General features: G+C 69.9%; 19 protein-coding genes and 2 pseudogenes. 14 read left to right on the top strand and 7 right to left on the bottom strand.

What is annotated here, in order from left to right; all coding sequences use genetic code 11:
• Nucleotides 1–228 precede the first annotated feature (228 nt).
• The 5 genes and pseudogenes from OG747_RS32545 (at nucleotide 229) to OG747_RS32525 (ending at nucleotide 4,505) form a co-directional block, all read left to right on the top strand.
• Nucleotides 229–2,091: a M1 family aminopeptidase gene (locus OG747_RS32545; RefSeq protein WP_405882931.1), complete on the top strand. Its 1,863-nt coding sequence runs from the start codon at nucleotides 229–231 to the stop codon at nucleotides 2,089–2,091.
• A gap of 158 nt (nucleotides 2,092–2,249) precedes the next feature.
• Nucleotides 2,250–2,627: pseudogene (locus tag OG747_RS32540) on the top strand (PLP-dependent lyase/thiolase); the annotation flags it as partial.
• A gap of 47 nt (nucleotides 2,628–2,674) precedes the next feature.
• A pseudogene (locus tag OG747_RS32535) lies at nucleotides 2,675–2,853 on the top strand (alpha/beta hydrolase); the annotation flags it as partial.
• Between the two features lie 240 nt (nucleotides 2,854–3,093).
• Entirely contained in the window at nucleotides 3,094–3,630 is a 537-nt protein-coding gene (locus OG747_RS32530; RefSeq protein ID WP_405882930.1) for a hypothetical protein, read from the top strand.
• A 200-nt stretch (nucleotides 3,631–3,830) separates the two neighbouring features.
• Nucleotides 3,831–4,505 (top strand): GNAT family N-acetyltransferase, encoded by a 675-nt coding sequence (locus OG747_RS32525; protein WP_405882929.1) that lies wholly within the window; start codon nucleotides 3,831–3,833, stop codon nucleotides 4,503–4,505.
• Nucleotides 4,506–4,581: 76 nt separating this feature from the next.
• Here the strand turns inward: OG747_RS32525 and OG747_RS32520 are convergent, their stop codons facing one another.
• On the bottom strand, nucleotides 4,582–5,037 hold the full coding sequence (locus OG747_RS32520) for a MazG nucleotide pyrophosphohydrolase domain-containing protein (protein ID WP_405882928.1): 456 nt from the start codon (nucleotides 5,035–5,037) through the stop codon (nucleotides 4,582–4,584).
• An 84-nt stretch (nucleotides 5,038–5,121) separates the two neighbouring features.
• Between OG747_RS32520 and OG747_RS32515 the strand changes: the two genes are divergently transcribed.
• A complete protein-coding gene (locus tag OG747_RS32515) occupies nucleotides 5,122–6,120 on the top strand; it encodes a TAXI family TRAP transporter solute-binding subunit (RefSeq protein ID WP_405882927.1) in 999 nt (332 codons plus the stop codon).
• A 108-nt stretch (nucleotides 6,121–6,228) separates the two neighbouring features.
• On the opposite strand, the gene OG747_RS32510 is transcribed toward OG747_RS32515, so the two are convergent.
• Both OG747_RS32510 and OG747_RS32505 read right to left on the bottom strand, forming a co-directional pair.
• Nucleotides 6,229–7,635, bottom strand: coding sequence for an ATP-binding protein (locus OG747_RS32510; RefSeq protein ID WP_405882926.1), 1,407 nt, complete (start codon nucleotides 7,633–7,635; stop codon nucleotides 6,229–6,231).
• A gap of 9 nt (nucleotides 7,636–7,644) precedes the next feature.
• A complete protein-coding gene (locus OG747_RS32505) occupies nucleotides 7,645–8,334 on the bottom strand; it encodes a response regulator transcription factor (RefSeq protein WP_405882925.1) in 690 nt (229 codons plus the stop codon).
• 284 nt (nucleotides 8,335–8,618) lie between these two features.
• Here OG747_RS32505 and OG747_RS32500 point away from each other — a divergent pair, with 284 nt between their 5' ends.
• The 8 genes from OG747_RS32500 (at nucleotide 8,619) to OG747_RS32465 (ending at nucleotide 15,606) form a co-directional block, all read left to right on the top strand.
• Complete coding sequence (locus tag OG747_RS32500) at nucleotides 8,619–9,395, top strand: amino acid ABC transporter ATP-binding protein (protein WP_405882924.1); 777 nt, start codon at nucleotides 8,619–8,621, stop codon at nucleotides 9,393–9,395.
• Nucleotides 9,396–9,476: 81 nt separating this feature from the next.
• Nucleotides 9,477–10,310: a transporter substrate-binding domain-containing protein gene (locus tag OG747_RS32495; RefSeq protein WP_405882923.1), complete on the top strand. Its 834-nt coding sequence runs from the start codon at nucleotides 9,477–9,479 to the stop codon at nucleotides 10,308–10,310.
• A 126-nt stretch (nucleotides 10,311–10,436) separates the two neighbouring features.
• Nucleotides 10,437–11,102, top strand: a complete 666-nt coding sequence (locus OG747_RS32490) for an amino acid ABC transporter permease (RefSeq protein WP_384915638.1) — start codon at nucleotides 10,437–10,439, stop codon at nucleotides 11,100–11,102.
• On the top strand, nucleotides 11,099–12,001 hold the full coding sequence (locus OG747_RS32485; protein ID WP_405882922.1) for an amino acid ABC transporter permease: 903 nt from the start codon (nucleotides 11,099–11,101) through the stop codon (nucleotides 11,999–12,001). The genes OG747_RS32490 and OG747_RS32485 overlap by 4 nt, the downstream gene beginning before the upstream one ends.
• Before the next feature lie 388 nt (nucleotides 12,002–12,389).
• Entirely contained in the window at nucleotides 12,390–14,207 is a 1,818-nt protein-coding gene (locus tag OG747_RS32480; RefSeq protein ID WP_405882921.1) for an FAD-dependent monooxygenase, read from the top strand.
• A 304-nt stretch (nucleotides 14,208–14,511) separates the two neighbouring features.
• A complete protein-coding gene (locus tag OG747_RS32475) occupies nucleotides 14,512–14,598 on the top strand; it encodes a putative leader peptide (RefSeq protein WP_313960178.1) in 87 nt (28 codons plus the stop codon).
• An 82-nt stretch (nucleotides 14,599–14,680) separates the two neighbouring features.
• A complete protein-coding gene (locus OG747_RS32470; protein ID WP_405882920.1) occupies nucleotides 14,681–15,214 on the top strand; it encodes a cysteine dioxygenase in 534 nt (177 codons plus the stop codon).
• The gene (locus OG747_RS32465) at nucleotides 15,211–15,606 is read left to right on the top strand and encodes a rhodanese-like domain-containing protein (RefSeq protein WP_405882919.1); all 396 of its coding nucleotides are present in this window, start codon (nucleotides 15,211–15,213) and stop codon (nucleotides 15,604–15,606) included. Before OG747_RS32470 ends, OG747_RS32465 begins: the two co-directional genes overlap by 4 nt.
• A 78-nt stretch (nucleotides 15,607–15,684) precedes the next feature.
• Here the strand turns inward: OG747_RS32465 and OG747_RS32460 are convergent, their stop codons facing one another.
• From OG747_RS32460 to recA, 4 genes are all read right to left on the bottom strand, one after another.
• Nucleotides 15,685–18,219 carry an ABC transporter permease gene (locus tag OG747_RS32460; RefSeq protein WP_405882918.1) on the bottom strand — a complete coding sequence of 845 codons (2,535 nt, stop codon included), beginning with the start codon at nucleotides 18,217–18,219 and terminating at the stop codon, nucleotides 15,685–15,687.
• Entirely contained in the window at nucleotides 18,216–18,932 is a 717-nt protein-coding gene (locus tag OG747_RS32455; protein ID WP_405882917.1) for an ArsR/SmtB family transcription factor, read from the bottom strand. The genes OG747_RS32460 and OG747_RS32455 overlap by 4 nt, the downstream gene beginning before the upstream one ends.
• Before the next feature lie 716 nt (nucleotides 18,933–19,648).
• Nucleotides 19,649–20,668: a recombination regulator RecX gene (gene recX / locus OG747_RS32450; RefSeq protein WP_405882916.1), complete on the bottom strand. Its 1,020-nt coding sequence runs from the start codon at nucleotides 20,666–20,668 to the stop codon at nucleotides 19,649–19,651.
• A 3-nt stretch (nucleotides 20,669–20,671) separates the two neighbouring features.
• A complete protein-coding gene (gene recA, locus OG747_RS32445; RefSeq protein WP_405882915.1) occupies nucleotides 20,672–21,796 on the bottom strand; it encodes a recombinase RecA in 1,125 nt (374 codons plus the stop codon).
• Between the last annotated feature and the right edge of the window lie 409 nt (nucleotides 21,797–22,205).

Here is a 22,205-nt window from a genome sequence, read left to right as displayed (position 1 = left end):
GCCGCACCGACCCGCTCGAACACTTTTACCCCGCCTCGATGGCATGTCCTGATCAAATCTGCCAGGCTTCCGGCAGTCGTCGCCCTGACCCCAGGGGGACGCGCCGAAATCTCACCCCAGCGATCGCGCAAGCGATGCGCGCAGCCCGCGGCTGCCCTCCGGCCCACCCAAGCCGGCCGGGCGGCCACCGAGCAGGCCGGAATCCCGGCCGCCTCAAAGGAGTTTCGTGTGAGACCGACCCCCCACAAGGCCCTCGCCGCGAGCGTACTCAGTGTCGCCGCGTTGGCCGCTGCCCTGCTCCCCGTCACCCAGGCGGCAGCCGCGCCGCCCGCGGCAGCCCCTGAGGCCGCCGCGTGCACCCCGGCCCAGGTGGTCACCAACGGCGGCTTCGAAAACGGCACTTCGCCCTGGAGTCAGTCGTCCACCAGCGTGATCACCAACCGCGCCGGCGAGACCGCCCATGGCGGCACCACCTTCGCCTGGCTGAACGGTGTCGGCAGTACGCACACCGACACGCTCTCGCAGAGCGTCACGATCCCGTCCGGGTGCAGCAGCGCCACGCTCACCTTCTGGCTGCACGTCGACACCGCCGAGACGACCTCGTCCACCGCGTACGACAAGCTGACGGCGAAGATCGGCAGTACGACGCTGGCGACGTACTCGAACCTCGACAAGAACACCGGCTACGTCCAGAAGTCGTTCGACGTGTCGGCGTTCGCGGGCCAGACCGTGAGCCTCGCCTTCACCGGCATCGAGGACTCCAGCCTCCAGACGAGCTTCGTCGTCGACGACATCGCTCTCGACACCTCCGGCGACACGGCCCCGCCGGCCGACTCCACGCGCACGCCGGCCGCACCCTCGTACACCGTCAGTCTGAGCAGCAACACCAGCGGCACCGTCTGGACCGGCCACGAGAGCGCGACCTTCACCAACGCCTCCTCCACCGCGCTCAGCGAGGTCTATCTGAGGCTGTGGGACAACTACCACGGCACCTGCTCCGCGATGCCGATCAGCGTCACCAACGTCACCGGTGGCACCGCGGGCGCCCTCTCGGTCGGCTGCACGGCGCTCCAGATCGCCCTCCCGACGCCCCTGACCCAGGGGCAGACCGCCACGATCGGCTTCGACTTGGGCATCACCGTGCCCAGCGGCGCCGACCGTTTCGGCTACGACGGGGCCTTCAGCATGATCGGCAACGCCCTGCCGGTCCTCGCGGTCAAGGACGGGGCCGGCTGGCACCTGGACCCGTACACCAACAACGGCGAGTCGTTCTACTCACTGGCCGCGGACTTCAAGGTGACCCTCGACCACCCGACCACCCTGCTGGTACCGGCCACCGGCGCCTCGGCCGACACTCCCGGCTCCAGCGGCCGTACGATCACCACCGCCACCGCCTCCAAGGTCCGTGACTTCGCCTGGGCGGCCGGCCCCTTCACCAAGATCTCCGGCACCTCCACCGCCGGTACTCCGATCAACATCTACTCCGTCTCGGGCATCAGTTCGTCCGACGCGCAGTCCATGCTCACCACCGCGAAGTCCGCCGTGGACGCCCACGCGGCGCGATTCGGCGCCTACCCGTACGGCGAGCTGGACGCGGTGATCGACAACAACTTCTGGTTCGGCGGCATGGAATACCCCGGGTTCGTCCTCGATCTGGTCAGCACCACAGCACTCACCCACGAGATCGGGCACCAGTGGTTCTACGGGATCGTCGGCGACGACGAGTACAACAGCCCCTGGCTGGATGAGGCGTTCACCGACTACGCCACCGACCTGGCGCTGAACAAGACCGGCACCAACTGCTGGAACAGCGTCTCGTGGGCCTCGTCGGACGAGAAGATCACCAACTCGATGGCCTACTGGGACGCCCACTCCTCCCGGTACTCCACCGTCGTCTACGGCTACGGCAAGTGCGCCCTGCACGACCTGCGGCGCGTCCTCGGTGACACCGTCATGGCCAAACTGCTGAAGGACTACGCCACTTCACACTGGTACGGCGTCTCGACCACGGCCGAGTTCAAGGCAGCCGCCCAGGCCGCCACGACCACGGACCTGACTTCCTTCTGGACCCAGCACCGCATCGACGGCTGATACGGTGCCGGTTCGCCGCGGTTGGCGCCCTGGGGCGTCATCCGTGGCGAACCGGTGGCCGGGCTCCTGTGGTCATGGGGCAGGAGAAGAGAAGCGCTTTCCGGGAGCGGGAGAACGCCATCTCCGAACGCCATGCCTGAGCGCCATGTCTGAGCGCCATGCCTGGGCGCCTCGTCGACGTCGGCCGGACCGAGAAGGCCGCCGCCTGCGTGAACCCCGTGCTCCGTGACACACCCCGGTACTGGGCCGAACCGCTCGGTGACGCACTGGGGCTGCGCGCCCTGCTGAAGGTCAAGACGGTCAATCCGATCCGCTGCTTCAAGAGACGCGGTACCGACCTCCTCGCCCAGGGCCGCCCCCGCGGCGACGTCCTGGTGTGCGCGGCGGCGGGAAACCTCGGACAGGGCCTCGCCCACGTCGGGCGCGAGCACGGCCTGCCGACCCACGTCTTCGCCGCCTCCACCGTCAACCTGGGCAAACTCGCCGCGATGCGGCGGCTCGGCGCCCAGGTCCACCTCGTCGACGGCGGCTTCGACACCGCCAGGCGGAGCGCCGCCGAGACGGCCGATCGCAACGGATGGACTTCGGCGACGAGGATGTGGCGTACGCGAGCCGGCTGTGGCAGGCGGGCGGCGCGCCGAGCTACATGTAGGGCCGGGGGCCTTTCACGGATTCGAGGGGTTCGCCCCGCAGATCCCGCCGGCCCAGCACGCCCAGGCGGCCCGGCTGCGCTGGCTGCGCAGGCTGCTGACCGCAGAGTGAGGCGGACCGCCTCCCTCCCGCGCCGCGATAGACGCTGGGTAAGAAGTTGGTAACCCTCCGCAAGACCCGATCACCAGGGGTTTTTGTTGGATGATGGGGCTTTTTTGGTGCTTTTCGCACAGGATGGAGCCCCTGTCAGGTCGCAGGCTTGGCAGTGACATGGATAACCTCAAAAACGAACAAATCGCCCATACGGGCGTGTTCCGTTCGTGGGGGAATCCGTCACGTCAGGAGTCGCAAGTGAATTCCACACTCTGCAGCCGCTGCGTCAAGGCGATCGGCGCCGGCGCGCTCTCCGTCGCTCTGCTGTCGGCCGGGACGGCCGGTGCCTTCGCCGCGTCCCCGGGCGCCGCCTCGCCGAGTCCGAAACCGAGCATGACCGGCAGCGCGAAGCCGAGCATGACCGGCAGCGCGAAGCCCACCAAGACCGGCAGCGCGAAGCCCACCAAGACCGGCAGCGCGAAGCCGAGCATGACCGGCAACGCGAGCCGCTCGCCCATGACCAACGGTTCGATCAGCAGCAAGGCGAGCAAGAGCCAGGTGATCGCCGGACAGTCGGTGACACTCACCGGACGCGCCAAGGGACTGAAGGTCGGCACCAAGCTGCAGCTGCAGCACATGACCAACGGCAAGTGGACCTTCCTGAAGTCCACCACCACGCTCAAGAACGGCAGCAGCTACTCCCTGACCGCCAAGCTCAACGCCAGGGGCAGGCAGCAGCTTCGGGTCATGGCGGGCGAGATCGCCTCGCCGACCGTCACCGTGACGGTGAAGTGATCCGACAGCGCCGCAGCGAAAGGGCCGACCCGGGCACGGGTCGGCCCTTTCCACGGCCACGTGCGGGCCGGCGGCCCACATGCCACCCGTCGGGCGCCAAATTCGCACGACAGAGCACGCTCACTCTGGAACGCTTCCGCCCGGAACGCGAACGAACGGTTCAGCGCAGACGAACAGACGTACGAACGGAGTGGCGGTCGATGAGTTTCACGCTCAAGGCGCTCGAGGCACCGGTCCTTGAGGGCACGCTCGTGCGCCTGGAACCTCTGGGCCATCGCCACGCGGCGGACCTGGCCGTGGCGGCGGAGGAGGACCGAGGCACCTATCGGTTCACCTGGGTACCCAGGGCGGCCGAGGTCGGCGCGTACATCGACGCACAGCTCGCCCGTGCCGCGGCGGGGACACTCGCCCCGTACGCGCAGGTGGAGCGGGCCTCGGGACGGCCGGTCGGAGTCACGGCCTACTGGGAGCCGCGCTCATGGCTGGCGGAGGACCGGCTCTCCGCGATCGAGGTCGGTTTCACCTGGCTCGCGGCCTCGGCCCAGGGCACGGGCCTGAACGGCGAGGCCAAGCTCCTGCTGTTCCGGCACGCTTTCGAGAGCTGGGGCGTGGCGCGCGTCGACTTGAAGACGGACGCGCGCAACAGCCGCTCACGCGCCGCGATCGAGGCGTTGGGCGCACGGCACGAAGGGGTGCTGCGGAACTGGTCCAGGTCCTGGGCGCCGGGCGAGAGCGGTCGGCTGCGCGACTCGGCGATCTTCTCCGTCATCGCCGAGGAGTGGCCTGAGTGCCGGGCGCGGCTGGAGGAGCGGCTGGCCCGGAAGCTGGAGCGGCGGGCGCCGGACCCGGGACCGGGCGGGATCACGGCGCGATGAGCCCGCCCGATCCGCCCGGCTTGGCCTTACGCGGTCCTAGGCGGTCCTACGCGGTCCTACGCGGTCCTACGCGGTCCTACGCGTCCCCGCCCTTCCAACCTTTCCACCCCTGCCCCCGCAGCACCTCCGACACGTCCGGCGCCCGGTAGTGCTCCCCCTTGAGAACCTTGCCGTCCGCCCGGCGGGCGACCCGGCCGTCAGGACCGAGCTTCGTCATGTTGGACCGGTGAACCTCGGCGATCACCGCGTCGAGGTCGATGCCGTGGACGAGCGCGGTGCCGTACGCCACATACACGACGTCGGCCAGCTCGTGCGCCAGCCGGTCCAGCGGGCCCGTGACGGAGACCTCGGCGACTTCGGCGGCCTCCTCGGCAAGCAGTTCACCACGGTGGGCGGCGAGTTCCGGGGAGACCTCCGTCGGAGTGCTGCGCGCGTCGAGCCCGAAGGCGAGGTGGAATGCGCGGACCAGGGAGGCGGGCGAGGGAACCGGAGAACCGGAAGAGGGCACCGGGGATGTGGGAGAAGGCAGCATCCACCGACCCTACCCACCCCGCACTGTGCCCCCGCTCGGCCCGGCCCTGGTCAGGATGGTCTCCGGGCTGGCAGGATCGCGCGCATGTTCCTGGCACTCCCCCGTATCGACAGGCGCCGCGCGCTGTTCGGCTCGGCGGCCGCGTTCGTGGTCCTCGGGCTGCTGCTGTGGTGGCTGCTGCCGCTGGGCGAGAAGTCGCCGGGCGGCACGATCACGTTCAGCACAGGCACGCCGACCGGGGTGTACCAGAAGTACGGCACGCTCCTGCAGACCGCGCTCGCCAAGGACATGCCCCGCCTGAACGTCCGGCTGAAGAACAGCGACGGCTCGCAGGAGAACGTCCGCCGAGTGGCCACGGGACAGGCCGACTTCACCATCGCGGCGGCCGACGCGGTGGAGACGTACATCCTGGAGAACAAGCCGGGAGCAGGCCGGCTGCGCGGTTGCGCGCGGCTGTACGACGACTATGTGCACCTGGTGGTCCGCCGCTCCTCGTCCGTGGAGTCGGTGGGGGATCTGCGCGGCAAGAAAGTCGCCGTGGGGCCCGGCGGTTCCGGGGTGCGGCTGATCGCGGAGCATGTGCTGGAGGCGGCCGGGCTCGACCCCAAGAAGGACATCTCGCCGTTCCCGGACGGCATCAGCACCATGCCCGACCTGCTCGAACAGCACAAGATCGACGCCTTCTTCTGGTCGGGCGGCCTGCCGACGAGTGCCGTCCAGAAGCTCTCGAAGAGCCTCGACATCAGGCTGGTGCCGATCGGCAGCGACCTCGTCACGAAGCTGCACGAGCAGGGCGGTGCCTCCCGCTACTACCGGGCCGCGGTGATGCCCGCCGACGCCTATCCCGAGGCCCAGCAGGGCTCGTCCGTGCAGACGCTGGCGGTGGCGAACTTCCTGATCACCCGGGAGAACTCGGACGCACGGCTCACCGAGGAACTCACCCGGACGGTGATCAACAGCCGCGACCACATCGGCGCCCAGGTGCACGCGGCCCAACTGGTGGACCTGCGCTCGGCCATCTACACGGACCCGCTGCCCCTGCACGAGGGCGCCCGGCGCTACTACCGCTCGGTCAAGCCGTAGCCCCGAAACCCGCCGCAGCCCCGGACACAGCCATAGCCCCGAACACAGCCGCAGCCCCGGACACCGCCGCAGCTGTATCCGCCCCACTCAGGGCCCACGGCTCACGACTCACGGCTCGGGCCTCGACCTCGGCACCGTCACCGTCACCTTCAGCCCGTGCGGCTCATGACGGGCGTAGGAGATGGAGCCGCCGCCCGCCGAGAGCAGCACCCGCGAGATGGACAGGCCCAGGCCCGAGCCCTTGATGTTCTGGTGCCCGGCGCTGCGCCAGAAGCGGTCGCCGATGCGGGCCAGTTCCTCGTCGCTGAGGCCCGGTCCGAGGTCGGTGACGACGACCGTCGAGACCTCACCGTTCGAGGAGACCGCCACTTCGACGCGCTCCCCCTCGGGCGTGAACTTCAGGGCGTTGTCGATCACCGCGTCCAAGGCGCTGGACAGCGTGACCGGGTCGGCCCAGGCGGTGGTGGCCGGGCAGGTCCCGGCCAGTCGTACGCCCTTGCTGTCGGCGAGCGGTGACCAGGACGCGACGCGCTCGGCCGTCAACTCGCCGATGTCTGTGAGCCGCAGGTCCGCCTCGGCGTGCTCGGCGAGCGCCAGGTCGAGCAGGTCGTCCAGGACCTGGGCGAGGCGCTTGCCCTCGGTGCGGACCGACGCGATCTCCTCATTGTCCTCCGGCAGTTCGAGTGCGAGCAGTTCGATGCGCAGCAGCAGCGCCGAGAGCGGGTTGCGCAACTGGTGCGAGGCGTCGGCGACGAAGGCACGCTGCTGCTCCAGGACGTCTTCGACGTTGTCCGCCATCTCGTTGAACGACCGGGCCAGGCGTCTGAGTTCCGGCGGACCGCCCGCGACCGCGACCCTCGACTTCAGACGTCCGGTCGCGATGTCGTGGGTGGTGGCGTCGAGGACACGTACAGGCCGGAGCACCCAGCCGGTCAGCCGCAACGCCGCGCCGAGGGCGAGCAGCATCGCGGCGACCTCGCCCGCGCCGATGATCACCCAGCCGTGCAGGATCCTCGAACGCATCTGCCCAGTGGGCGAGTCGGTGACCACGACCGCGACGACGTCACCGTCCCGGATGACCGGGGACGCGACGACGAGCCGGTTGCGCTGCCAGGGCAGGACCTGCTCGGGATCGTGGCTGCGGCGGCCCAGCAGTGCCTCGTTGAAGGCGTCGCGGCCCTCGCCCTCCTCGGGCAGGTACCAGTCCTCGGGTGCGTTGGCCATGGGGGCGAGATTGCGGTAAAAGACCCCGACGCGGATGCCGTACACCTCGTAGTACGAGGCGAGTTCCTTGATCAGGGTCTGCCGGCGCTCGTCCGGGGCGGACACCGGGGAGCCGGTCGACTGGTCGGTGACGAACTGCGCGAGCGCGGCGAAGCGTGCCGTGTCGTCGATACGGTCGACGACCACACGCTGCTGCTCGGCGGCCGCGACGCTCCCGGCGAGCGGGATGCCGAGCGCGAGCAGTACGGCTGCCATCAGGACGATGAGCAGCGGAAGGAGGCGGGTGCGCACCGGTGCACGCTACGCCGCGGGGGCGACGAGCCGGTACCCCACGCCGCGCACGGTTTCGATCAGCGCGGGCATGCGCAGTTTGGAGCGCAGGGACGCGACGTGCACCTCCAGGGTGCGCCCGGTCCCCTCCCAACTGGTGCGCCACACCTCGCTGATGATCTGCTCCCGACGGAAGACCACTCCGGGGCGCTGAGCGAGCAGCGCGAGCAAGTCGAACTCCTTGCGGGTCAGTTGGACCACCGAACCGTCCACGCTCACCTGGCGGGTGAGCAGTTCGATACGGACCGGCCCGAGCCGCAGCGCGGTGTCGCCGGCGGCCGCGGCGTCGTCGTCGTGGACGCTGCGCCGACTGACGGCGTGGATACGGGCGAGCAGTTCCCCGGTGTCGTACGGCTTCACCACGTAGTCGTCGGCGCCGAGGTTGAGGCCGTGAATCCGGGACCGTACGTCGGAGCGGGCCGTGACCATGATCACCGGGGTGCTGGTGCGCTTGCGGATCTTGCCGCAGACCTCGTAGCCGTCCTGGTCGGGCAGACCCAGGTCGAGCAGGACCACACCGAAGCCGTCGCTCTCCGGAACCAGTGCCTGCAGGGCCTCCTCGCCGCTGCGGGCGTGCGTGACGTCGAAGCCGTGTCGCGCCAGCACCGCGGACAGGGCGGCGGCGACATGGTTGTCGTCCTCGACGAGGAGCAATCTCATTCCGGCCCCCTCCGGTTCACTGTTCGTACGGTCTCGACTTGTAAAACGCGGGCACGCGCGCGTGCACCATGGCAGTCACGCCGATGGACAAGGACGGCGTCAAGAGGGTTCGGGTTGCGGAGGACTTCCGTTACCCAGCCGGTACGAGCGCGCGAACGGGCCGCTACGACACGTGTCCGATTGCTATCGGATCGTGATGCTCAAGTTCCCCTCAGATGTAATGACGCTGGTCGCAAGGGGTCACTACTGTCCTCCGAAACCGAGGAGGACGGAGCCCCAGAGCGATGACCGAAGTATCGGTGGCCAAGGATGCCGTGGCCGCGACCGAGGACCTGGTCGTCCTGAAGAGCGTCAACAAGCACTTCGGCGCGTTGCACGTGCTCCAGGACATCGACCTGACGATCGCACGTGGCGAGGTCGTCGTGGTCATCGGACCCTCCGGGTCCGGGAAGTCCACCCTGTGCCGCACCATCAACCGCCTGGAGACGATCGATTCGGGCGACATCACGATCGACGGCAAGCCGCTGCCCGAGGAGGGCAAGGCGCTGGCCCGGCTGCGGGCCGACGTGGGCATGGTCTTCCAGTCCTTCAACCTCTTCGCGCACAAGACGGTGCTCGAGAACGTGATGCTGGGTCAGATCAAGGTCCGCAAGGCCGACAAGAAGGCGGCCGAGGAGAAGGCGCGCGTTCTGCTCGACCGGGTGGGCGTGGGCACCCAGGCGGACAAGTACCCCGCGCAGTTGTCGGGCGGTCAGCAGCAACGGGTCGCGATCGCACGGGCGTTGGCGATGGGCCCCAAGGTCATGCTCTTCGACGAGCCGACCTCGGCCCTCGACCCCGAGATGATCAACGAGGTCCTTGAAGTCATGCAGCAACTCGCGAGCGAGGGCATGACCATGGTCGTCGTCACCCACGAGATGGGCTTCGCTCGTTCGGCTGCCAACCGGGTGGTCTTCATGGCCGACGGCCGGATCGTCGAAGAGGCTGTGCCGGACCAGTTCTTCAGCAATCCCCGCAGCGACCGTGCGAAGGACTTCCTGTCGAAGATCCTCCACCACTGACGGCGCGGGCCCCCGGCATCCGCACGACCCGGGTCGCCCCCTAGACGGACCTCGTTCCTCACCACTCAAAGGATGTTCACCATGAAGCTCCGCAAGGTCACCGCCGCCTCGGCCGTCCTCCTCGCCCTCTCCGTGAGCGCCACCGCGTGTGGCGGCAACAACTCGGACAGCGGCTCGGGCGGCGGCAAGAAGATCAAGGTCGGTATCAAGTTCGACCAGCCGGGTCTCGGCCTGAAGCAGCCCGACGGCTCCTTCGCGGGCTTCGACGTGGACGTGGCCACCTACGTCGCCAAGGAACTCGGCTACAAGCCGGACCAGATCCAGTGGGTGGAGACCAAGAGCGCCGACCGCGAGAACGCGCTGCAGCGCGGCGACGTGAAGTTCATCGCCGCCACCTACTCGATCACGGACGAGCGCAAGCAGAAGGTGGACTTCGCCGGCCCCTATCTGCTGGCCCACCAGGACCTGCTGGTCAAGAAGGACTCGAAGATCACCAAGGGCACGGACCTCAACGGCAAGAACCTGTGTTCCGTGACCGGTTCGACCTCCGCACAGAACGTCCAGAAGTCGATCGCCCCGAAGGCCAACCTGAAGGAGAACAGCGCCTACTCGGAGTGCATCGCCAGCCTGCAGAGCGGCGTGGTGGACGCGGTGACCACCGACGACTCGATCCTCGCGGGTTTCGCGGCGCAGGACAAGTACAAGGGCCAGTTCAAGCTCGCCGGTCTGAAGCTGAGCAACGAGAACTACGGCATCGGCGTCAAGAAGGGCGACACCGCGACCCTGGACAAGATCAACAAGGCGCTGGAGAAGATGGTCAGCGACCGCTCCTGGCAGAAGGCGGTCGACAAGAACTTCGGCCCGGCCAACTACAAGAACGAGCAGGCCCCGAAGATCGGCCAGATCGTCAAGTAACGCGGAACACCGCCGGCGCTCATTCCGGCGGGTGACGCAGGGTCGCCGAGGCGCGCCGCCTGTCGCTTTTCCCGGCGGCGTGCCCTGCCCTCCACGTACTCCACACATCCGGAAGCGCGGGAGATCGTGTTCGACTTTCTTCAAGGTTATGACGTCCTGGGGGCCTTCTGGATGACGGTGAAACTCACCGTCCTCTCCGCGGTCGGCTCCCTGCTCTGGGGCACCCTGCTGGCCGCGATGCGGGTCAGCCCGGTCCCGCTCATGCGCGGGTTCGGCACCGTCTACGTGAACATCGTCCGGAACATCCCGCTGACGATCATCATCCTTTTCGCCTCGCTCGGTCTCGCCGACATCTTCGGTGTGACGATGGGCGCCTCCGACTTCAAGGTCCAGGGCTTCCGCCTGGCGGTCTTCGGTCTGATCGGCTACACGGCCGCCTTCGTCTGCGAGGCGATCCGCTCCGGCATCAACACCGTGCCGCTCGGCCAGGCCGAGGCCGCCCGCGCGATCGGGCTGAGCTTCAGCCAGACCCTGCGTCTGATCGTGCTGCCCCAGGCGTTGCGCGCGGTCATCGGCCCGCTGGCCAACGTCCTGATCGCCCTGACGAAGAACACCACCGTCGCGGCCGCCATCGGCGTCGCCGAGGCCGCGGCCCTGATGAAGACGATGATCGAGAACGAGGCTCAGACGCTGGCGATCGGCGCGGTCTTCGCCCTCGGCTTCGTGGTCCTGACCCTGCCCACCGGCCTGCTCCTGGGCTGGCTCGGCAAGCGACTGGCGGTGAAGCGATGAGTTCCGTCCTCTACGACACTCCGGGCCCCCGCGCCAAGCGGCGCAACGTGCTCGTCTCCGTCGTCTTCTTCGTCCTGCTCGCCGCTGTGGTCTGGTGGATCTGGCGGACGCTGGACGACAAGCAGCAGCTGCGCTGGGCCCTGTGGCAGCCGTTCACCACGTCCCAGGCCTGGACGACCTACCTTCTGCCGGGCCTTGCCAACACCCTGAAAGCGGCGGCGCTGGCCATGGTCATCGCCCTTCCGCTCGGGGCCGTCTTCGGCATCGCCCGCCTGTCCGACCACCGCTGGGTGCGGATCGTGGCAGGTGTGGTCGTCGAGTTCTTCCGGGCGATCCCGGTACTGCTGCTGATGCTGTTCGCCAACGAGTTCTACAGCCGCTACACGCAGGTCACCAGCGACGAACGGCCCCTCTACGCGGTGGTCACCGGCTTGGTGCTCTACAACGCCTCGGTCCTCGCCGAGGTCGTCCGGGCCGGCATTCTTGCCCTGCCCAAGGGGCAGTCGGAGGCGGCGTACGCGATCGGTCTGCGCAAGGGGCAGACGATGACCAGCATCCTGCTCCCGCAGGCGGTCACCACCATGCTGCCGACCATCGTCAGCCAGCTCGTGGTCATCGTGAAGGACACGGCTCTGGGCGGTGTGATGATCGGCTTCACCGAGTTGCTCAACCAGCGCGGCACGCTCGCGGCCAACTACGCCAACGTCATCGCCAGCTTCGTCGTCGTGGCGATCATCTACATCGTGCTGAACTTCCTCCTCACCAGCTTCGCCTCCTGGCTGGAGCGCAGGCTACGGCGCAGCAAGCGGAGCACGGGCGCGGTCCTCGGGGTCGAGGAGGTCGAGAAGCTCAACGCGGCCGAGGTCGGCGGCACCTACGGGACCGGCACCGCGGCTTGATCCGACGGGCAGGTGTCCAGCAGGGTGGTGGCCGTTAAACCGGCGCGTACCTACCACCTCCCGACATTTCCACCTCTGTCATCAAGAGACGCCTCGCGCGCCCTCGTCCGACGCACCATCAGGGAGAGTGTGCGGTCACGGTGACCGCACAGCCACACGGTAGGTTGCCGTAAGTCGCCGTACCCCCGGGTCCAGTCCAGTGCGTGGGCTCGGCCTTGACTCTGTAACCGTCTAGCTGTCTTATGGCCAGCCGGGAGGGCACTGCCTCTGGTCACTTGACGCAAACTCTGCCAATGGGTTGCATACCTTCTGTGATCGTGCACCCCGTTCCAACTGCCTGTTCCCGAACGTTCCTCAGGACACCGCTCCGGGCAGGGGGCAGCGCGCCGTGGACCCGGTGATCATCGTCGGCGCGGGGCCCGTGGGCCTCACGCTGGCCCTTGCGCTGGCCCGCCAGGAGGTCCCCTCCGTGGTCCTCGACGAGGGGCCGGGCAAGGACGAACAACGGCTCGCGCGGACGGTGGTGCTGCGCGAGGACACGGCCGCGCTCGTCGAGCGCCTGACAGGCCTGCCCCTCGCCGATGCCGGTTTCCGTTGGGCCGGATGGCGGTCGATGCGGCGCAAGCAGGTGATGCGCGAGATCAGCTTCGATGCCGGGGGGTCCGACACGCACTCGCTGGACTTCGACGTCGATGCGCACGGCCTCGGAGGCGCGGCGCACGGCTCGGGGAGCGGCGCGCAGCGCTCCGGGGGGAGCGCACGGGACCGGAAGGGGAGCGTGCAGAGCCTGCGGAGCGCCGGGCTCGGCCCGAATGCGGACGCGCAGGACTCCGAGGGCACCGACGTGCCCGCCCCCCTGCACCTCGCCCAGCACGCGCTGACCGCCGCCCTGCGCGAGGCCATCGTGCACGAGCCGCTGATCAAGGTCGCCGTGGACAGCCGCGTCGACTCCATCGAGCAGGAGGCCTCGGGCGTCACCGCGCACACCCGCGGTCCCAAGGGCACCTGGTGGCGCGGCAGTTACCTCGTCGGCTGCGACGGACCACGCTCGACCGTACGCAAGCTCCAGGACATCCGCTTCCCCGGGCGTACGGCCGTCGAGCGACACGCCGTGGCGGCACTGCGCACGGAACTTCCCTGGCCCGGCGAAGCGTTGTTGCACCGGATGCCGCCGTGGCGGACGTCGGGCCCCTCGTCCGCAGAGGTGACCGCGCGCCCCCTCGCCGAGGACGTCTGGCGGCTGGACTGGCTGCTGCCGCCCGGCAAGGACCTGGTCACACCCGACCTGCTGGTGGCGCGCGTCCGGGAGACCCTCGCGGGCTGGAGCAGCGGCTCGACGCCTCCGTACGAGCTGCTCGACACCGGCGTCCACACTGTCCACCACCGCCTCGCCCGGCGCTGGCGGGCCGGCCGCGTCTTCCTCGCCGGCGACGCCGCCCACCTGCTCGGCGCGCTCGGCACCCAAGGCCTGGACGAGGGCCTGCGGGACGCCGACAACCTCGCCTGGAAGCTGGCGCTGGCCTGGCACCACGGACCGCACGAGGCGCTGCTCGACAGCTACCAGGTGGAGCGGCGGGCGGTCGTCGCCGCCCGTTTGCGCGCCGCCGACCAGGCGCTACCGCTGCTGCGCGGCGGCGGAGGGCTGCGCTCGTACGTCCCCGGGGCGGCCCGCGGCCACGACACGCTGCTCACGGACGGCCACCTGGGGCGCGGCCCGCTGGGCGCGCCGGGGGCGTACACCGACTCGCCACTCGCGCCTGCGCACACCACGTCGGAGACCCCGGTGGACACGGCACCCGGTGCGCCGGTCGTCGACGTGCGCGTGACCGCGGAGGACGGCTCGTTCGTACCGCTGCGGGAGCGACTCGGGCGCGGGGTACTGATTGTCGTTCTGATCGCGCCGGGGACGGGCGTGTGGGAGCGCAAGCACTGGGTGACGGCCGGGATCATGCCCCGGCTCGCGGCCGCCGTGACCGCGCTGCCGCACCCCGCCGAGTTGCTGGTCGCCGAGAGCTACCCCGGCGCGGCCGCGCACACCGTGCTCCTGATCCGTCCCGACGGCCACCTGGTCACCGCGCTGAGCGGGGTGCGCCCGGCCGACCTGTACACGGCGGCCGAGGCGACACTGGGCGGCCCCGCCAAGACGGAGGCGGAGCCGGGGGAGGAATCGAAGTCGCAGGCGGAGACCGCGGCAAGCACGAGCTGATCCCGGGAGCCTGTTCGGGCCCGCCCCGGACCCGGGCAACTCCGGGTCCGGGTTGCCCGGGGCACACGATCGCCGCGGGGGACCATGAGACCGGGGCCTTGGCTGTTCGGGCCCGCGGCCGGCGTGGGAACGGCCGGGCCCGAGCCATTCCGGTCCCGCGGTCACCGCTGGGGCGCCCGGCATCAGGCCCGTCTCGTCCGCCGTTCCGGCGAAGCCACGGCCACCACGCCCCCCTCGGTCACCGTATGATCCACATAGTGACAGTGAGTTGACCGACCCACATCTCCATGGTGTACTCCGGATTGTGACCGACACCTGTGTGCGCCTGTGGCGGAGGGTCCATATGGACCTCGTCCGCTATGCGGGCTGCGTGTGTCGTCCGTCCTGCTGAATTCGCATCTCTTCTCTCCCCGCGCGCCGCCCCTCGCTGTCGGCTGCCGCGCGCTCCCACGCGAACGCCCAGGACGGTACCCGTGTCTGTGTCCCTCTCCCCTTTCCTCTCCGCACCGGTCCAGGCCCCCACACGGGCCGACCTGCTCGACTTCGTGCGCCGCACCGCCGCGGACGCCGAACTGATCGCCTCGCTCCCGCTCGACCCCGAGGGCCGCACCTGGGTGCGTCTGGAGGGCCCCGGCGGTAGCGAGGCCTGGCTCATCGGCTGGCCGCCCGGCACCGGAACCGGTTGGCACGACCACGCCGACTCGGTCGGCGCCTTCGTCGCCGCGGCGGGCGAACTCAAGGAGTACTCGCTCGCCGCCCGCCTGCCCACCGACGGCTGGAAGACCCTCGAACTCTCCGAGGACGTCGACCGCGAGCGGCGACTGCCGGCCGGCGAGGGCCGCTCCTTCGGCCGCCACCATGTGCACGAGGTGCTCAACGAGTCCACCGAGGAGCACGCGATCTCCGTCCACGCGTACTACCCGCCCCTGCCCCGGATCCGCCGCTACAGCCGTACGGGTCAAGTACTGCGCCTGGAGCACGTCGAACGCCCGGAGGACTGGCAGTGAGCGCCCCGCGCCCGGTGGGCATCGACGCGTTGCTGGAACAGGTCCGCGCGGGACTCGGCCGGGTGGAGGCCAAGGAGGCGTACGACGCCGCGCAGACCGGCCAAGCCCTCCTGGTCGACATCCGGTACGCCGCCCTGCGCGAGCGCGACGGACTGATCCCCGGCGCCCTCGTCGTCGAGCGCAACGAACTGGAGTGGCGGCTCGACCCGCAGGGCAGCCACCGCGCCCCTGAGGCCACGAGCCACGATCTGCGGGTCGTGGTGATCTGCAACGAGGGATACGCGTCCAGCCTCGCGGCCGTTTCCCTGCACCAACTGGGGTTGCATCGGGCAACCGACCTGGTCGGCGGATTCCAGGCGTGGAAAGCGGCCGGCTTCCCGGTGACGGCCTAGTTCCCGATCACCGTCCAGCGGTACGCACTTGGTGGGCGCCCTCTGTCGTAAGGGGCGCCCACCATTGCGTACCGCTCCTTACTCCTTGGCCGTGGCCACCGTGACCGGGCTCACCCGCAACGCCACCCGGCCCGGCAGCGCGGTGGCGACCAGCGCGAGCAGTCCGGCGCTCGCGACCACGGTGACGTACACCAGAGGCGTGACCGCAGGAGCCGCGCCGCCCGTCATTCCGACACTGAACGCGGTCAGAACGGCGAGCGCGATGCCGCTGCCGAGCACGGTGGCCAGCAGCAGCACCGAGAGCGCCTCCGTGCGCAGCATCCGCCGCACCTGGCGGCGGGTCGCCCCGGCGAGACGGAGCAGTGCGAACTCGCGGACGCGCTCGGACACCGACATGGCCAGCGTGTTGACGACGGCGATGGCGGTGAAGGCCAGGACCAGCCCCATGGCGAGGTAGTTGACCTCGGCATTCGCCTGCTGACGTGCGGCCTGGATCGAGTCGGCGGCGGCCGGCGGGAGGACACGAACGCCCGGGAACTCACGGAGGGTAGTCGCGAGTTGTGTCTGTGTACGGGCGGTGCTGACCAGGACGGAGGTCGCGAGCGGGTTGTCCACATGGCGGGCGACCAGGTCATGGGCGAAGGTGAGGTCGCCGAAGCCGAGGCCCTTGGCGTAGACGGCGACGACGGTGAGCGTGACGGGCGTGCCGTCACCGAGGGTGAGTTTCAGGGTGCTGCCGGGCTTCAAGTGGAGCTGGTCGGCGGCGAGTTCGCTGACGGCGGCGGTGTCCTCGGTGAGCTTCCTCAGGGAACCGGCGGTGACGTCCGGGTCCCAGGTGCGGGTGAGGCCCCCGGGCGTGACCCCTTGGGCCGCGTACTTGTCCAGGCCCACACGGACGGTCGTACGGACCACTTCGGTGACGGTGTCGTTGGGCATACGCAGCTGCCGCGCGGCCTCGGCCGGGACGCCGGGGCCCTGGGCGGCCACCACCCAGTCGGCGCGGATGCCCTCGCGGGCCTGGGCGCGGGCCGCGTTGCCCAGGGTCGGCTGGACGAAGAGAACGGTGCAGGTCATGCCGATGAGGAGGGTGAGAGGAGTGACGACGGAGGCCATCCGGGCTGCATGGCCGCGAAGATTGGCGCGCGCCAGCCGGCTGCTGGGACCGGTCAGCGCGAGCGGGCCTCCGAGTACAACCACGGCCGCCCTGACCAGCAGTGGACCGAGCAGCGCGACGGAGGAGGCGAGGACCACGACAGCCAGGAAGGTCACGGGGGTTGAGGCCGGCTCGGTGCGCAGGACGCTGAGCACGGCGACGAGGACGGCACCGCCGGCAAGCAGGGCGAGACCCGCGAGGATGCGCCCCCACGCGGGACGGGTGCGCTCGGCCCGCGCTTCGGCGAGTGCCTCGGCCGGGCGGATCCGGGCGATCCGGCGGGAGGAGATACGGGCGGCGGCCCAGGCGCCGAGCAGCGTGGCGACGACCGCGGCGAACAGCGGGAAGACACTGACGGTGTGCTGAAGCGTGGCCGGGACGGCGCCCATGGTCACGAACCGGCCGTGCAGCCAACTGCCCAGCGGCAGTCCGGCGAGGGCGCCTGTCGTACCGGCGGCCGCCCCGACGATCAGCGCCTCGCGGCCGAGGAGCTTGCGGATCTGGCTCGGAGTCGCGGCGACGGTGCGCAGCAGGGCGAGTTCGCGATGGCGCTGCTGCACGGAGAGCGCGAAGGTGCCGACGACCACCAGGACGGCCACGAGCAGCGAGGTTCCGCCCATCGCGCCGCCCATGCTGACCAGCTTGGTACGCGCTGCGGCCGCGTCCAGGAACTCCACAGGTCCTCGGCCGCCACCGGCGCTGACCTGCGCGGTCGTACCGTGCAGCGCCTTGGTGACGGACTGCTTGAGCGTCGCCGTGTCCGTTCCCTCGGCGGGGCGCACCCCGAAGGCGGTGACCTGTCCGGGGTGGGCGGCGAGGCGGCGGGCCTCCGGGGCGGAGAAGAAGAGGGCCGTCTGGTGGCGTACGTCCTGGGCGGGCGCGGCGATTCCGGTCACGCGGTAGGTGCGCGGGCTCTGCGTCGACTGCACGGTGAGGCGGTCGCCGGGCTCGAGGTGGGCACGCTCGGCCAGATAACGGTCGACAACGAGGTCACCGTCGGCCTTGGGCGCGGTGCCGGTGGTGAGGGTGTACGGGGTCAGCGCGGCGGAGTCCCAGGCGTGGCCATAAGCGGGCCGGTCCTTGCCGACCGTTGCGCCGGGCGTCAACGGCTCGGCCAGGAAGGTCAGTTCGGGGATGACCTCGCGCACGCCGGGCACTTGCCGGAGCCTGGTGGCGAGGTCGTCCGGGAGCCAGGCTCGTTCGGCGATCGGCTTGGCCTTGTGCTTGACCTTGGTCTTGCCCTTCTTGTGCTTGACGGTGGTCTGGTGGACGTTCTGATCGGCGGAGACCACCACCGGGGTCGCGGCATACCGTTCGGTGGCGATCGTGCCGCGCAGCCCCGTTTCGAGGAGGGCGCCGCAGGCGGTGATGAGGGCGGCCGCGCACATCAGGGCGAGGAAGGCTCCGAGGAAGCTGCCTTTGCGGGCTCGGACGGTCTGTAGGGCATATCGCAGCATCATGAGGAGCCGCTCTCTGTGGTGTTGTGGGGCGCCGGGTCGCTCTCGGGCTCGCTCTCGGGCAGGGTGTCGGGCTCGGTGCCGGGGGCCGGGAAGGCGAGGAACCGGGTGAGCACGGTGCGGGCGCCGGCCGGGATGTCGGCCTCGGGGCGCTTGTAGCGGTTGAGGAGCGCGATGTACTCCTCGAAGAAGGTGCGGAGTTCGGGGAGCGTCAGCCGCACGCTGCCGCGCGAGTACGGGAAGGCGTCGACCCAGGGGTCGGCTTCGTCCGCGTCCCCCTGCATCTGCATCTGCATCTGCATCTGCTCGAAGAGTTCGAGGTCGGCGGCGTATACGTGGTGGTTCAGCTCATCCATGACGAGCCGCATCTCGGAACTCTGTCGGCTGCGCGGAGGGAAGCGCCGGTCACCGGGGACGGCCCTCCACCAGCGCTCCCTGCCGTGCCCCTCCGCCTCGCCCGGTGCGTCCGTTTCCTCCACGAAGCCGTACCTCGCGAGCTCGCGCAGGTGGTAGCTGGTGGCTCCGGTGTTGAGCCCGAGCGCCCGGGCCAGCGTCGCCGAGGTGGCGGGGCCGTGCACGGCGAGGTGCTGCAGCATGCGCTGCCGACGGGGCTGCGCGAGCGCCTTGAGCGTGGCGAGGTCGGAGAGCTCGGTGGGGGCGTGCGGGGCCTCCTCGGTTCGCCTCACCGAGGGGTCTGCGCCGGGTTCCTGTGCCATGCGTACACAGTTGTCTGTGCACAGACACCTGTGCATTGCGGCGTCCCGGCATCTTCAACCGGGGGTTAACCCCACCCCCGTGAAAGGGAGTTGAGCACCCGCCCACGGGCCCCGGGACGTACAGGACCCAGCGGCCCGGACCAGCGTCGGCCCCTCGGGGTCCGAACGCGTCGGTCACGGCCCAGACAGACGCCGGTCATGGTCCGCACACGCCTCGGCAACGGTCTCGAAGGCGCGTCGCCGATGGCCCCGGGACACGTGTTTTTCCATGGCCCGGGGACACGTGTTGTCGATGGCCCGGGGACACGTGTTGTCGATGGCCCGGGAACACGTGTCGGCAAAGGGTCCGGACACGTGCCGTCATGGCACCGAACAACCACCCCTGAGCCCGGATCAGTCATCCACGAGCCCAGACCGGTCATCCACTGGCCTCGGACCAGCCGCAGCTGGGCCAGGAGAGTCCCTCCTGGGTCCGGACAGTCCTCCTGTGTCCGGACATCCGCCGGCCCCTGAACGCGATCGGCGCCCCGCGCGTCCGCCGTGTTCAGGGCCCGTATCGCCCCACATCCCCGAACCCGACCGTCGGTTCGTCGGCCCCAGGTCGTCCATCGGGTTGAGCACCCACTCCCGAAACCCGTGGGCTCAGAACCCACTCCCGAAACCCACTCCCGGAACCCCGCGGGTTCAGAACCCGGTGCCCCAACCTCCCCGCGGGGTCAGAACCTCTCGTCCCCCAGCCCCTCCGTGTCCTCGCCCTCTTCCTCCAGGGCCTGACGGACCACGCGCAGGGCCATGCCCTCGGAGTAGCCCTTGCGAGCGAGCATGCCCGCGAGGCGCCGTAGCCGCTTGTCGCGGTCGAGGCCGCGCGTGGAGCGCAGCTTGCGCGCGACGAGCTCGCGTGCCGTCGCCTCCTCCTGCTCGGAGTCGAGCTGTCCGACGGCCTCGTCGATCAGCGTCGAGTCCACACCCTTGGTCCGCAGCTCCTGCGCGAGCGCCCGCCTGGCCAGGCCCCGACCGTGGTGCCGGGACTCCACCCAGGCATCCGCGAAGGCACCGTCGTTGATCAGGCCGACCTCCTCGAACCGTGACAGCACCTCGTCGGCCACGTCGTCGGGGATCTCACGCTTGCGCAGTGCGTCCGCGAGCTGTTTCCGCGTGCGCGGGGTCCCGGTGAGCAGGCGCAGACAGATCGCCCGCGCCCGCTCAGCCGGGTCCCCTGGGGGCTCCCCCTTCTCGGCCCTCGACGAGGAAGGAGTGCCTCCGTCCTGTGGGTCGCCGGACGGCTCACCGAAGCCGCCACGCCGCCGACGCCCTCGTCCACCACGCGGCCCACCGTCGCCGCGCCGACCACCACCGTCACGGCGCGGACCACCGCCCGCCGAACCGTGACCGCCTGTCAGGCTGTCGCCATCGCTGTCGCCCGCCAGACCGTCACGACCGCGCGAGCCTCCGTCCGACAAGCCCTCGCTGTCCGGATCCCCGCCGCGCAACCCTGCGGAGCCGTACGGCCCACCGGCCCGACCGATCCCACCGCCGTAGGTGTCATCGCCCCGACCGCCGTACGTCTCGTCTCCGTACGCCTCGCCGGCCGGTCCCTCGTACGTCCCCCCTCCGTACGGCCCGTCCTCGCCGTGCGCTCTTTCACCGTCTCCGGCCGAGTCGCCGATTCCCCCGTGCCCCTGCCCCCGTGGGGCGACGGGGTAGACGTACTCGGCCCAGTCGGTTCGTCGCGTCATGGACTAGCTCTTGGCCGCCGCGGCCTTGGACTTGGTGGTCTTGGCCGCCGGAGCGGGCACCGTCTTCGCGGCCTCGTCCGGGGCGGTCGAGACCGCCGCGTCCGCGCCCGGCTCGGCGGTGGGCTCCACCGGCTTCACACCGACGCCCAGCTTCTCCTTGATCTTCTTCTCGATCTCGTTGGCGAGGTCGGGGTTGTCCTTCAGGAAGTTGCGCGCGTTCTCCTTGCCCTGGCCGAGCTGGTCGCCCTCGTACGTGTACCAGGCGCCGGCCTTGCGGACGAAGCCGTGCTCCACGCCCATGTCGATCAGGCCGCCCTCGCGGCTGATGCCCTGCCCGTAGAGGATGTCGAACTCGGCCTGCTTGAAGGGCGGCGCGACCTTGTTCTTGACGACCTTGACGCGGGTGCGGTTGCCGACCGCGTCCGTGCCGTCCTTCAGCGTTTCGATACGGCGGATGTCGAGTCGCACCGAGGCGTAGAACTTCAGCGCCCGGCCACCCGTCGTGGTCTCCGGGGAGCCGAACATCACGCCGATCTTCTCGCGCAGCTGGTTGATGAAGATCGCGGTGGTCTTCGACTGGTTGAGCGCGCTGGTGATCTTCCGCAGGGCCTGGCTCATGAGACGGGCCTGCAGGCCCACGTGCGAGTCGCCCATCTCGCCCTCGATCTCCGCGCGCGGCACCAGTGCGGCGACGGAGTCGATGACGATCAGGTCGAGCGCGCCGGAGCGGACGAGCATGTCCACGATTTCCAGAGCCTGCTCACCGTTGTCCGGCTGGGACAGGATCAGGTTGTCGATGTCGACGCCGAGCTTCTTCGCGTACTCGGGGTCGAGGGCGTGCTCGGCGTCCACGAAGGCCACCTGGCCGCCGGCCTTCTGCGCGTTCGCCACCGCGTGCAGCGTCAGCGTCGTCTTACCGGAGGACTCCGGGCCGTACACCTCCACCACTCGGCCGCGCGGCAGGCCGCCGACACCGAGCGCCACGTCGAGCGCGGTCGAGCCGGTGGGGATGACCTCGATGGGCTCGTTCGGCCGCTCACCCAGGCGCATCACCGCGCCCTTGCCGAATTGCCGTTCAATCTGTGCGAGCGCGGCGTCGAGCGCCTTCTCGCGGTCAGTACCTGCCATGGGTTCCACCCGGTTTGCTTGAGTCGATCGCTTCACGTCAAAGACGCTAACGCCTGCCACTGACAATGCGCCCCGACGCCCGTCCGGCCTGTGGATAACTTGGGCACATATCCATAAAAACCCTGTCGAAATCCCCGTCGAGAGCCCCGCCGGAGATTCCATAAGAATGGATGTTCGATTTTGGTGTCAAGCGCACCACGCGCGCACCACGCGGCACCTCCGAGCCTACGTTCGCGGTCCGACAACGGCCGGGTCCCGGGCCCGCGCCGCCCCCGGACGGGAGTCCGGCGCGCTGTCCGTCAGGGGTACGACGCACTGTCCGCCTTGGATACGGCGCGCCGTCCGCCACGCGTGCGGCAGACCGTTCCGTCCGCTCCTCCCGCGCCTACTCTCCGGGGCGTACGGCAGG

Origin of the sequence: Streptomyces sp. NBC_01384 (assembly GCF_045040035.1) — a bacterium.
Classification (GTDB): Bacteria; Actinomycetota; Actinomycetes; order Streptomycetales; family Streptomycetaceae; genus Streptomyces.
Note: the sequence above shows the minus strand (reverse complement) of the source record. Positions and strands in the feature narration are given on the sequence as shown.

Coding starts and splice junctions, on each gene's coding strand:
- OG747_RS32525 (WP_405882929.1), top strand. CDS start 3,831: ATGAGTTTCACGCTCAAGGCGCTCGAGGCACCGGTCCTTGAGGGCACG.
- OG747_RS32520 (WP_405882928.1), bottom strand. CDS start 5,037: ATGCTGCCTTCTCCCACATCCCCGGTGCCCTCTTCCGGTTCTCCGGTT.
- OG747_RS32515 (WP_405882927.1), top strand. CDS start 5,122: ATGTTCCTGGCACTCCCCCGTATCGACAGGCGCCGCGCGCTGTTCGGC.
- OG747_RS32505 (WP_405882925.1), bottom strand. CDS start 8,334: ATGAGATTGCTCCTCGTCGAGGACGACAACCATGTCGCCGCCGCCCTG.
- OG747_RS32500 (WP_405882924.1), top strand. CDS start 8,619: ATGACCGAAGTATCGGTGGCCAAGGATGCCGTGGCCGCGACCGAGGAC.
- OG747_RS32495 (WP_405882923.1), top strand. CDS start 9,477: ATGAAGCTCCGCAAGGTCACCGCCGCCTCGGCCGTCCTCCTCGCCCTC.
- OG747_RS32485 (WP_405882922.1), top strand. CDS start 11,099: ATGAGTTCCGTCCTCTACGACACTCCGGGCCCCCGCGCCAAGCGGCGC.
- OG747_RS32460 (WP_405882918.1), bottom strand. CDS start 18,219: ATGATGCTGCGATATGCCCTACAGACCGTCCGAGCCCGCAAAGGCAGC.
- OG747_RS32455 (WP_405882917.1), bottom strand. CDS start 18,932: ATGGCACAGGAACCCGGCGCAGACCCCTCGGTGAGGCGAACCGAGGAG.
- recX (WP_405882916.1), bottom strand. CDS start 20,668: ATGACGCGACGAACCGACTGGGCCGAGTACGTCTACCCCGTCGCCCCA.
- recA (WP_405882915.1), bottom strand. CDS start 21,796: ATGGCAGGTACTGACCGCGAGAAGGCGCTCGACGCCGCGCTCGCACAG.